Annotated in this window: 12 protein-coding genes and 1 pseudogene; 2 read left to right on the top strand and 11 right to left on the bottom strand. The window is 43.0% G+C overall.

Going from position 1 to position 11,736, the window contains the following annotated elements:
• Window positions 1–54: 54 nt before the first annotated feature.
• The 4 genes from FYJ57_RS07405 to FYJ57_RS07390 all read right to left on the bottom strand — a co-directional run bounded on the left by FYJ57_RS07405 (window position 55) and on the right by FYJ57_RS07390 (window position 4,737).
• Window positions 55–1,677: a GH3 domain-containing protein gene (locus tag FYJ57_RS07405; RefSeq protein ID WP_154432203.1), complete on the bottom strand. Its 1,623-nt coding sequence runs from the start codon at window positions 1,675–1,677 to the stop codon at window positions 55–57.
• Between the two features lie 21 nt (window positions 1,678–1,698).
• Window positions 1,699–2,085: a hypothetical protein gene (locus tag FYJ57_RS07400; protein ID WP_235904482.1), complete on the bottom strand. Its 387-nt coding sequence runs from the start codon at window positions 2,083–2,085 to the stop codon at window positions 1,699–1,701.
• Window positions 2,086–2,876: 791 nt separating this feature from the next.
• Window positions 2,877–3,536: a vWA domain-containing protein gene (locus tag FYJ57_RS07395; protein ID WP_154432201.1), complete on the bottom strand. Its 660-nt coding sequence runs from the start codon at window positions 3,534–3,536 to the stop codon at window positions 2,877–2,879.
• Window positions 3,537–3,720: 184 nt separating this feature from the next.
• On the bottom strand, window positions 3,721–4,737 hold the full coding sequence (locus FYJ57_RS07390) for an O-acetyl-ADP-ribose deacetylase (protein ID WP_154432200.1): 1,017 nt from the start codon (window positions 4,735–4,737) through the stop codon (window positions 3,721–3,723).
• Window positions 4,738–4,852: 115 nt separating this feature from the next.
• Here FYJ57_RS07390 and FYJ57_RS07385 point away from each other — a divergent pair.
• Window positions 4,853–5,017: pseudogene (locus FYJ57_RS07385) on the top strand (AlbA family DNA-binding domain-containing protein); the annotation flags it as partial.
• Between the two features lie 215 nt (window positions 5,018–5,232).
• Here the strand turns inward: FYJ57_RS07385 and FYJ57_RS07380 are convergent.
• The 5 genes from FYJ57_RS07380 to FYJ57_RS16040 all read right to left on the bottom strand — a co-directional run bounded on the left by FYJ57_RS07380 (window position 5,233) and on the right by FYJ57_RS16040 (window position 8,046).
• Window positions 5,233–6,003, bottom strand: coding sequence for a carboxymuconolactone decarboxylase family protein (locus FYJ57_RS07380; protein ID WP_117524119.1), 771 nt, complete (start codon window positions 6,001–6,003; stop codon window positions 5,233–5,235).
• 18 nt (window positions 6,004–6,021) lie between these two features.
• On the bottom strand, window positions 6,022–7,032 hold the full coding sequence (locus tag FYJ57_RS07375) for an aldo/keto reductase (protein WP_154432199.1): 1,011 nt from the start codon (window positions 7,030–7,032) through the stop codon (window positions 6,022–6,024).
• A 16-nt stretch (window positions 7,033–7,048) separates the two neighbouring features.
• On the bottom strand, window positions 7,049–7,525 hold the full coding sequence (locus FYJ57_RS07370; RefSeq protein ID WP_154432198.1) for a flavodoxin: 477 nt from the start codon (window positions 7,523–7,525) through the stop codon (window positions 7,049–7,051).
• 65 nt (window positions 7,526–7,590) lie between these two features.
• Window positions 7,591–7,713, bottom strand: a complete 123-nt coding sequence (locus FYJ57_RS15400; RefSeq protein ID WP_268878806.1) for a hypothetical protein — start codon at window positions 7,711–7,713, stop codon at window positions 7,591–7,593.
• Entirely contained in the window at window positions 7,714–8,046 is a 333-nt protein-coding gene (locus FYJ57_RS16040) for an acyltransferase (RefSeq protein WP_154432197.1), read from the bottom strand.
• 507 nt (window positions 8,047–8,553) lie between these two features.
• Between FYJ57_RS16040 and FYJ57_RS07360 the strand changes: the two genes are divergently transcribed.
• Complete coding sequence (locus tag FYJ57_RS07360) at window positions 8,554–9,360, top strand: LysR family transcriptional regulator (protein WP_154432196.1); 807 nt, start codon at window positions 8,554–8,556, stop codon at window positions 9,358–9,360.
• 469 nt (window positions 9,361–9,829) lie between these two features.
• Here the strand turns inward: FYJ57_RS07360 and FYJ57_RS07355 are convergent, their stop codons facing one another.
• Both FYJ57_RS07355 and FYJ57_RS07350 read right to left on the bottom strand, forming a co-directional pair.
• Window positions 9,830–10,588, bottom strand: coding sequence for a hypothetical protein (locus FYJ57_RS07355; RefSeq protein ID WP_154432195.1), 759 nt, complete (start codon window positions 10,586–10,588; stop codon window positions 9,830–9,832).
• Window positions 10,572–11,531, bottom strand: coding sequence for a helix-turn-helix domain-containing protein (locus FYJ57_RS07350; RefSeq protein ID WP_154432194.1), 960 nt, complete (start codon window positions 11,529–11,531; stop codon window positions 10,572–10,574). Before FYJ57_RS07350 ends, FYJ57_RS07355 begins: the two co-directional genes overlap by 17 nt.
• Between the last annotated feature and the right edge of the window lie 205 nt (window positions 11,532–11,736).

The following is an 11,736-nucleotide window of genomic DNA, read 5'->3' as shown; positions in this document are numbered from 1 at the left end:
AATTTCCCTTATCCCATTCTTTGTTTCACTCATAACTGTTCCATGCCTGCACAGTTATCTTACTTTATTTAGATATTCCTGTACATCCAGTAATTCCTTCATATCATAATGAGAAGGATTCATCTGATGTATCTTTTTGCCTGTCTTTTTCTCATAAGCTTCAAAGGTTCCGCAGGTGAAAATTGTAACCTGTAACGGATCCATACCCAGAATTTTCTTCAGATCCCGATAATCCTGATCAATATATTTGAAATATGTACTCAGTAAATCCTTTAAAATATTGGCACTCATGGCATTGCTAAGAAGTGCCTCCTGCTCCAGTTCCACATACATGTGAAGATACGGTCGGTTCTGCTCATTGTATTCCTTCGCTGCCACCCAGTTGGTGATAGGAAGTTTGGAAAGGCTGATCACACTTCGAATTCCATTTTCCGAAATTCTGGTGAAACCTGCAATATCAATGATCCAGGGTACCCGGTCCACATATTCAAAACGGGGGATCCTGGTCTCATCTTCCCGATTTTCCAATCCCACACAGCGATACGTATCTCCACAACGATAACGGGCAAACGCACCGCCTTTCAGAATCGTAAATACCAGCTCATACTTTTCACCGGGTCTCACCTCATCCATCAGATAGGTAGGCGGAATATATGACGGATCGTCATAATTTCTCATCATATCTTTCTCTGTAATAAACTCATAGAACGCAGTATCCGGGAAGAAATACATTCCCTTTCTTGTCCATGTCTCTGTACCCATAATAGAAGGCTCCGTACCGGCGAACAATTCCATGGGACGAATGCCCCAAAGTTCTTCCAGATCATCTTTATAGCACAGGTTATCCGTACCTGCCACCATAAATCCTTTCAGATGAAACAAATCCTTTGGAAGAAATGGTCTGTTTTCTTTCTTACACCGGTGCTTTGCCTGAATCATACGTAAGATCATATGAGGCTTGCATTTCATAAGACTTGACAGTTTGATACCGCCACCTCCGCCACTGGTCAGAGAAGAAAGGCTCAGACTCACTGCGTAAGCCACACTTCCAAGACCAAAGAAAAATCCAAGATCCTTTTGCATAGCCATCTTAAATCCCAGTTTATTTCTTTCGCTGAAGCTCATATTTACAGCTTCATCAACTGCCGGTAAAAATTCAATCCCGATCTCCTCACCCAATGCCAGCGGAAAAAGTCCGGTTGCAAAAGGCAACGGTGCCAGGGCATACAAAAATTTGTCTGTAGCTGCCACATCAAAAGAGCCCTTTTCTTTACTGGTAGAAAGAATCAGACATGCTGTCACGTTGTTGCGATAGGTATCCAGCATGCTTCTGGTATAGGGTGCCACCTTAATAGGATGCTTACCACCCTCCCAGGTCGTCTGGATCCAGATAACCGGATTGCCCGGAAGCATATCCGGCTGCTTGGTAAGCAATACATCTGCATAATCTTCATAGGTTGTCAATGGCACCATTTTCCGAAATTCATCCAGATTCGTCGGATGCTTTCCCTTCAAAATGGACTGTCCCAGACCACAGTTACTCCATAACCGGATCTGCTCCTCCATCAATCGCCGTTGAATCTTCATATATCCATCCATGGACAAATCAAGGAATCCACAGTACTGCTGCCAGATTTCTTTATACTGTTGTTTCTTTAATTTTTCTTCTAAATTCATAGTCTGTCCGCTCCAGATCGATCATTGTTTTCTGACACTATAGAAACATGCCTGTATGCTTTCTTTATTTGGTATTAAAAAGGGAGTGTTTTTCTGATATTCTCTATAATTAAAAAACGTCTGCGGAAAAGTCCACAGATCCTGAAAAATGATATACAGATAATTCCAAAAAATCATAAGTAAAAAATAGATTCCCTGTTTCCATCCGCCAAACATTCCCCACATACAAAGATATGCACCTGCAAACCACAAAACGCCGGGATGCCGACACAATCCATACACCCCTTCTGTGTATGCAGCCCGTAATCTGTTTTCTTCACAATAGGTTTGCTCAAAAGGAAGAGCGAAAAACAAGGTGTATATAAGAAGTGCCAAAAAGCACATTGCTCCAATTCCGAATCCAATCATTCTTCCGATCCTGTGACTGCACTGTCCCCATGCAAACCAAAGTTCCATGAACAGTGACAAAACAACCAGAATAGTGCCCGCTGCGAAAAATTTTTGTAACAACCTGTTCTGTTTTCTAACACTGTTTATATCGTAAATAAAGTACAGAAGAAACCCTGCACTCCCTAAAATAACCTGCTGCATTTCTATTCTCCGAATTTTGTACACAATACTATACAGACGCATAATCACGCACTTTTAATTATAATAAAAGTCACTATAAATAGCAAGGATAATTTGGTTTTGCTGTACAAAGGAGATTTTATTTTCCATATAAGTGTTATGCATAATGCATAATTACATTACTGTTTTCGTGGTTGGTTTGCAGTTGTTACCATTTGATTAATGTTATTTGTCTGTATTTACTATTTTATATGTAAATATATCAACTTGTAATCTTCCCATATATTTTACCAGGTAAAGATATATTGTTTAACTGAGTAATTTTGTAAAATACTTTCACCCTTCACAACTGTTCACCGGCTTCTTGCCTCTCCTGAGAGCCACTCTGGGCGGTTGTATTTCACCTTGACATAAATATCCATGGTGATCTTGCTGCTTTCATGACCGGCAACCATTCAAAGACGAATATTAGAGCCACGAAAGCGATTTTCTGCTTGTTGGGGAAACTCCCCAATCCCCATAGAACGCTGCCTGCAGCATCGGGCTGCGCATCCGTTCCGGATGCTTTAACGGCAGTTCTCGCCAAAGGAAAAGCCGGGGTGAATCATCACCCCGGCTTCAAATAACATTTACTTGTGCTTGCGGTCTCCATGCTTTTTGTAGTCCTCGTCTATACGCTTTTTCCAGTCTGCGCTCAGCGGGGCACTGCACCGTACAGAGCTGATTGCTTCGCTGACCACCTCATAATTCAACGCGGTTCCTTCGCTGTCGCACTGATAGTTGGCTGCACGATCTGCACCGATTCCGAACTGGCTTGCGGTCTCTACTGCGTCAATATTAGCACCAAGGAACAAAAACTCCCAACCGTATTTTGCTTTCTGCCACTCGATCATCTGCTTCACTTTTTCGCTGTTGTACCGGTGGCTGGCATTTTCCATTCCGTCCGTAGTGATTACAAACATGGTGTGTTCCGGCACATCCTCCTGTCTTGCGTACTTATGAACATTTCCAATGTGATGAATCGCACCACCGATGGCATCTAAGAGTGCCGTGCATCCGCGAACCGTGTAATCCCGGTCAGTCATCGGTCGGATGTCCCTTACATTTACACGGTCGTGCAGGACTTCGCTCACATTATCAAACAGCACCGTTGAGATCAGTGCTTCGCCCTCTGCTTTTTTCTGCTGCTCAATCATAGAATTGAATCCGCCGATGGTATCCCGTTCCAGTCCGCTCATGGAACCGCTGCGGTCTAAGATAAAAACGATCTCTGTTAAATTCTTTCTCATATGCTTGTCCTCCCAAAATCTCGCCCTTGCGGGCTCGCTGTCGCGGTATTCGCCAAGGTTTCGAGCAAGCTCGAACTTTGGCTCATTACACGCGCATATGGCTGCTCGGTTTCGTATCTTACAGCCATAGTATAGCGATTTTCTTTCGTGGAGTGGTCGCATGGAAAGCGACATTTCTTTGTCCTTATGCTCCGATCAGGCTCTGGTCAAAAGCAAACAGTGCTTCGTTGATTTCATACACGTTGTAGTTTCCCCGTTCGACAAAATATTCTACAATGATATCGAATTTGCTCGAACGGGAAAGGGTAAACCCTGCCTTGCCGAGCATCTCCTGCATCTGGGCAAGCGGCAACTCCAAAGCCAGAGCAAATGCCAGCACCGTAGGTTTGGATGGCTTATAGAATTTATCCGAACGGATCTTAGAGAAGAGTTTCCGGTCAATGTTTGCCTTCTTGTAACACTGGGCATCCGTCATGCCGCTTTCATCAATCTTCCGCAGCAGCATTTCCGAAAAGCTCTCATCCATCTGTCCCAGTGCCTCTTCCAGAGATTGACTGCTGCAAGATTTACAGATTGCTTCGGGCGGCAGCGGGGCAGGTGCAGCTTCAAAACAGGATTCCTCTGACAATACTTCGAGCCGCCGTCTCTGTTCTGACCGGCTGTCCGTATGTTCATCCACATACCGGTCATCTATGTACGCCGCGATATCGGCAAACAATTTTCCGCTAATCTGATATGCTTTTCGGTCAAAGACAACGATGTAGACCATTATCTCATTTTCCAGCAGGAACGTACTGATGGTATCGACTGCAACCTTCAGAGCCTGCTCTTTTGGATAGCCGTAAATACCGGAGGAAATCAGCGGAAAGGCCACCGACTGACAGCCATTTTCTTTCGCCAGGTTCAAAGATGTCCGATAGCAGGATTCCAGAAGCTCCTGCTCCCGATGCTTGCCATCCCGCCAGCGCGGGCCGACTGCATGGATCACATATTTGCAGGGTAAACGGTACCCCTTTGTAATTTTAGCACTTCCGGTCTCGCAGCCATGCAGCGTACTGCACTCTGCAAGCAGCTCCGGTCCGGCGGCACGATGAATGCAGCCGTCCACACCGCCACCGCCCAAAAGAGAAGTGTTGGCAGCATTGACGATTGCATCAACGCTCATTTTTGTAATATCGTTTCTGATAATCTGCAATGGCATGAAACATACCCCCATTCGTCAATTTAACTTTCTATCTGTAGTATAGCTTCTTTTGTGTTAAGATGCAAAATTCAAGTTAATACCGATAAGCCCCTGCTATCAAGACTAACTCTTTGTGCCTATCGTTGAAATAAACGCTCCTTATGGGTATAATATAAGGAAACCCAACAGCTGGTTAAAAAGTGTCAGTTCCTTTTCCAATGGAATCGGCGGAACTCTGTTTTTCGGGATCTCTGATGACCGGAAAACTATCGGCTTGTCCGATGTTCAAAAAGATTCATCATTTTAACATCAAACACATGTCGTTCATATATATGTGGAGTATAATCCAAATATGTGTGTTTGATGATATCGCAAATTATTTATATCTGGTCTGAAAAAAGCATTTTCAGGAATATACAAAGATTTATTATTATACTTTTTTAGATAATCACTCTCCACTTCTGGACGAACAACTACTTTAAGGTTATCATCAACATTGAACATTCCTTTATCCTATTTCAGTTTTCCATATTGCTCATCATCTAAAGCTTCCAGCCATTCATTGCTGCCATTCTCGCCGGGAACTTCAATGGCAAGATGGCTAAACCATGAATCCGGTGCTGCTCCATGCCAGTGCTTTACACCGGCAGGAATATTGATGCAGTCACCCGGCTTCATGAGAGTTGCATCCTTGCCCCATTCCTGATAATATCCCCGTCCGGCTACACAGACTAAAATCTGTCCGCCGCCATTGTCCGCATGATGGATATGCCAGTTGTTACGGCAGCCCGGCTCAAATGTTACATTATAGATTCCCACCTGATCGATTGAAACTGGTGCAAGATAGCTTTGTCCGACAAAATACTGAGCAAAAGCATCGTTTGGCTCACCAATTGGAAATATCATTTGCGCAGCATGGGCGGACCTCGCATCCTCAGCCGAAGTTCCCTTTGCAGATAATTCGTCCGTCCATACTTCCTTTGCCATATGAAACACAGCCCAGCCCTTTGGCCATCCTGCATAAAATGCCACATGGGTGATTACCGCAGCGATCTCTTTTCTTGTCACTCCGTGATTTTTTGCATTTTCCAGATGATATTTGAGTGAGGAATCCGTCACACCCGAAGACATCAGTGCAACCACTGTAATGATGCTCCTCGTCTTTAAATCAATATCCTCATTATTCCAATTCTCGCCAAAGAGCACATCATCATTAAAATGTGCAAATTCTGGTGCAAATCCGGAAAGTGCATCCCTGCCTGCTGTCTGTACTATTTTTCCCATAATCAAAAATCTCCTTTTCTACACTACATTTCCTGCTTTTTGTTTCCCATTCTGCGCCATGACACCAACCAGCGCATGTGGAACATACATCTCCTCCAGATAGGAAATTTCATCCGCTGTCAATTCCAAATCTACAGCTTTTGTCGCCCCGTCTGCATGAGAAAATTTTGTTGCTCCCACCACTGGAGAAGTAACCTTTGTCAATAGCCACGCCAACGAAATTTCCGTCATGGAAACATTCCTCTTATCCGCAAGCTCTGCTACTCTGGCAATGATTCGTGCGTCCGCTTCTGCTGTGGCATCATACTTAAATTTTGCATATGCGTCTTCTTCCAGACGCTTTGATGTCTCACCCGGACGCTTTGAGAGTCTGCCGCCTGCAAGTGAACTGTATGGCGTCATTGCAATATTTTCCGAATAACAGAACGGTGCCATTTCCCGTTCTTCTTCTCTTGCAATCAGATTATAATGCCCCTGAATCGAAATAAACTCTGTCATTCCGTTTTCTCTTGCATAGTAATTTGCCTTGGCAAGCTGCCATGCAAAGCAGTTGGATATACCGATATATCTGGCTTTGCCAGCCTTCACAACCCTATTAAGTCCATCCATGATTTCCTCCATAGGGGTATGATAATCCCACATATGATAGATATAAAGATCCACATAGTCCATACCGAGATTGCTAAGACTCTGATTCAGGTAATTTTCTATATGCTTCTGTCCGCTCATGCCGCCGTCAATTTCTTCCTGCGTTCTCGGTGTGAATTTCGTTGCAATCACATAATCATCACGCTTTGCAAAATCACGAAGTGCTTTTCCGACATACTGCTCGCTTGTACCATTCTGATATGCGATTGCCGTATCATAAAAATTGATACCAAGGTCAAGTCCATGCTTAATGATTTCTCTTGTCTGCGCCTCATCTAATGTCCAGCTGTGCTGTCCGATAGACGCATTTCCAAAACCCATGCATCCCATGCAGATGCGGGATACATTTAAATCCGACTTTCCAAGTTTTGCATACTTCATAAAGACACCTCCCGAATTAAAGACTTTCAAGCAGTTTCTTCATCTTATCAACATCACTACTGCTCCTAACAAGATAGCCCTCTTTGATTTCAGCCCCTGACGAAACAGACGCTTTCAATCCATCCACTGTTTTTCCAAACCCACTACCGCCAGATGTAGCAAACAGTACAATTTTCTTTCCGGTAAAATCATAACTTTCCAGAAAACTGTTGATGATTGTTGGCGCAACATACCACCAGATCGGGAAGCCTAACAGGATCACATCGTAATCCTCAATATGCGCATCCTTATTTGCCAATGCCGGACGAAAAGCCTTATCATTCATCTCCACGGAACTGCGGGAATTCTTATTCATCCAATCCAAATCATCGCTTGTGTAAGGTACTTCCGGTCTGATTTCATAAAGATCACTTCCGACTGCCTTTGCAATTTCTTTTGCCTTCTGAGCGGTTGTTCCGCTGGCACTAAAATAAGCAACTAATACTTTTTCCATTTTACTCATTACCTCCATTTACTTTTTCTATTTGATGCAGCATATAATCCAGTTCAAGCTGCTCCTTATTTCAAATATTCTTCAAAAAACGCTGCAACCTTCTCAAAAGGAATCACATTCGCATTATCGTATAAATCCGTTTGAACAGCATCCGGAATGATCATCAGTTCCTCTGTTTTCATCTTCATTTACACATTCTCCTGAATATTTTTGATAAATCTTGCAGGTACACCCCCATAGACGGTACATGCCGGTACATCCTTGGTTACGACAGCACCCGCAGCAATCACTGCACCATCTCCGATCGTGACACCTTTACAAATGGTTGCATTGGCACCTATCCAGACATTTTTTCCTATATGGATTGGTGCAGGAATCAGATTGCCCCGATGCTTTGGATTAAGACTGTGGTCTAGCGTAGCAATCACCACATTATGTCCAATCAATGCTCCGTCATCGATTGTGACGCCGCCCTGATCCTGAATCTTGACACCCGCATTGAAGAACACTTTTTTTCCCAATCTTCAAATTCTTTCCGCAATCTGTATAAAACGGCGGAAACAGGGAAAATGTTTCATCCACCCTTCTTCCCGTGATTTCACACATAATTTCAACAATTTCTTCGTTTGTATGGTAACTTCCATTTAACTCTGTGGTCAGCCGTATTGCCTCCTGCGATAACTTGTGCATACATAAATGTGCCTCTGAACCTGCCTCAATCTCAGCTCCACTCTCCATGTATTTCAAAAATTCGTTCAGTTCCATTTCATTTTCACCTCGCTGAATCAAGACTCGCTCACGAGTCTTGCACGCTAGATTCGGGGAAGCCTATGCTGATATATTTCCTTGTCGAATCTGTGCGCATCCTCGCGGAGCAAATTAACTTAAGCTGGAGTCCAGCTCTGACTGAGTTAATTATAATTTTCATCAAGGCAAATATCAAATTGCTATAATTTATATCTGGTTATTCTTGAAAGGAATATCCGTTTGATGTACAATCAGGATATCAAAGAAGGGAGACTTTCAAATTGGAATTACGAGTATTACGCTATTTTGCCACATCAGCCAGAGAAGGAAGCATGACAAAAGCGGCTGAAAAACTTCATGTTACACAGCCTACACTGTCAAAACAAATAAAAGAGTTGGAAGAGGAACTTGGTCAGAAACTGTTCATCCGGGGAAATTACAATATCCATCTGACTCCGGAAGGCGAAATTCTCTATAAACGAGCTTTAGATATTCTTGAGATGGCAGACCAGACAACTGCTGAATTTGCTTCTATGAACCAGTTTAACGGCGGAGACCTGTATCTTGGCTGTGCAGAATCCGACGGCATCTCTCTGCTTGCCAAAGCTGCCGGACAACTACTGAAAAAACATGCCAATCTTCATTTTCATTTATACAGTGGAAATGCTGAAACCGTATGCGAACGCTTGGATAAAGGTCTGCTTGACTTTGCGTTTGTCGTTCAAAATATTGATGTGTCCAAGTACTCGTATCTGGAGCTTCCTGTGAAAGATACTTGGGGCTTGCTTATGCGAAAAGACAACCCCCTTGTATCGAAACAATCCATAGCACTGGAAGATCTGCTGGGGCTTCCGCTTATTGTCTCCAGACAAGGTGCAACCAACGAAATGCCGCAGTGGCTTCAAAAAAATTATTCTCATCTAAATATTGTTGCCACCTATGATCTGATTTTTAATGCATCTATTCTCGTCCGTGAAGGTATCGGACTTGCGCTTGGATTTGACAAGCTGGTAAGCACCAGCGCAGACAGCATCCTTTGTTTCCGCCCAATCACACCTGCTATTGTCTCTCCCATGCGTCTGATATAGAGAAAAGACCAGCAGTTCTCCCGTGTGGCGACGCTGTTTTTAGAAGAACTGAAACCGTTGTGTTTCTAAATTTTCGTTACTCGTAAGAAGGTCCCGCCATTGCACAATAAGATTTTATGACCTGATTTTCTTCCGTAGGCACACTTTGGTTGTCCTTGTAGGACCACCTGCTGCTCGCTCTAACCTTTTTAGCGTTCTATTCAGCCTGATAGAGGCAAAAAAATACCCCGTTGGTTTCCCAACGAGGCATCAAAGACGATTCTATTCTGTTTTCTGTAAACTGTTATCCATCTTTCCTGGTGACCATTTGAGTCACAGCCAATGCATCAAAGTCCTTGTGCTGTGATGCAGAGCGTTTTCATGGTTTTCCTCATCTAAAAACAGTTTTTCCGTTTTTATTCTCTGATTGTTATTGGGTCAAATCAATCGAATCCTTGCTGACATGCCCTTGTCTGTTCAAATATCTATATTAAAGTGTCTCGTACATTGCTTTTAATTCTTTCAGAATCTTCTCCTTTGTTCTGCCAACCAGCCCCAACTGTTTAATATCCACGTTTTCATTTTTCATATGCTGGACAAACTCTTGAATATCGGCATAAACTCCTTGGGGAGCCACTACCTTGGCGGTGGGATCAATCAACTCAGTCAGACAGAAAACATCATTCTTATGTTTCTTGATATTTTTGCTATCAACGTGTTCTTCTGCGGCCTTGCGATCTGTCAAATCCATCCACTCTTTTGCCTTAAACGGAATCAAATATGCCGCATCCAAGACGGTCACTCCATCAACGGTGACTTTCCCCTGCTTCAAAAATTCATAGTAATCATCGTCCAAAAGAATAGCAGACAGACTCGAAATATCTTCGTCCATCGGTAACGGTGTTAGCACTGCATCTTCTGGAAGTTGGATGGCATCCAGCTTTCGCGTGAAAAGTTCAATCATTGCTGGATACTGATTTGTAATTGGGTGACTAAACCGATAAAACTGCGGCACACCCGAACTTTTGTTGCAATGCTCATATCCCGCCTGTTTTACATATTCCCAAAATTTCTTTCCGAAATTTGGGTCAACTGCTTCTATAATCCAAACAAGGTCAATATCCTTTGTCGCACGGAAGTCCAGTCCCTCCTCCGTCATCAGAATGTCACACGCAGTTCCACCAATGATAGCATATTGTTCTTCACTGCCCTTGAACCATTCCTTAAAGCTATCAATTTCTGTAACCATCTATCTTCCTCCACAGTTCATTCAACATTTCTTCTACTGCTTCTTCAACCCGTTCATCTGCATCTTCTCTCAATGCCAATGCCAGCGAAAGCTCATCTACAATGTTTCGCGTGGACAATTTTCGTGGATTGTATCTCCACATCTCTACGGCCACTTGCACCTGCGAATTCAGCAAGCTATTGGTCATAACATCTTTCCATTGAGAGATTCTTTCTGCCGCATAACATCTGACATTCGGTGTGTTCAGCATGGAATACTCTGCCAACGCCGAATATCCACTTTCCAACAGCTCTGTTCCCACCAATTCTTTCGGAATATAAACCGTTCGTTTTATTGGATTCAGCAACTTATCTCCTGCTTTTTGGAACAGTGTTTTCGGAGAATCCTCAGATTGCATGATCCTCTGCACACCGACTTTTCTGATATGCAGCAATCCCATTTCTTCAAGCTGTCTTGATGCCCTTGATATAGAAGTAGGTGTCAGTTCCAAGTCTTTCGCAGCTTGACTTGTAGATAGTTCCTGTGCGCCTCCATAAATGAAATGCAGTAGAAGCATCTGCGCCGATGGAAGTATTTTTTCCCTTGTCTTTTTTTCGGCGCTGCACCTTTCCTGCAAATACACTGCCATAAAGGGCAAATAAATTTGCTTTCCATCTACAATAAATGGAATCTTCTCACGAATCAAATATTCTTTCTGGCGAAAGCAAAGTTCTTTTAGCACCAGCACAACAGGCAAGTTCTCATTTTTCTGTATCCGAGCAATATGTTTTTTCAGTACTTCAATCTGCTCCAGTTCTGTCTTAGGATAAAGAAAAATCATCTTCTGTTCATTCATTGACACCATCTGTAAACGGTACCTTGTGGCTATAAAATTGGGCAAATGCTTAAACTCTACATCATCATAGATAACCTTGACTCCAAGAACTTTATCGAGATATTCCATGTCATCACCTGCAATCTTAACTCTTTTTCTGTATTATAACTCTTTTTGAGTTAAAATATAATATTTAAGTTAAGAACAGTTAAGAATCAACATTATTAAAAATTATTTTTCTGTCTATTTTCTTCTTCCTTCTGCACTTCCTGCTCATGCAGCTGCTCTTTTTTCTACTCGTCCCCTTTCGGGATTTCCTGCACAGTCTCCTGTG

Source organism: Oliverpabstia intestinalis (genome assembly GCF_009696065.1).
GTDB classification, from domain to species: domain Bacteria; phylum Bacillota; class Clostridia; order Lachnospirales; family Lachnospiraceae; genus Oliverpabstia; species Oliverpabstia intestinalis.
Note: the sequence above shows the minus strand (reverse complement) of the source record. Positions and strands in the feature narration are given on the sequence as shown.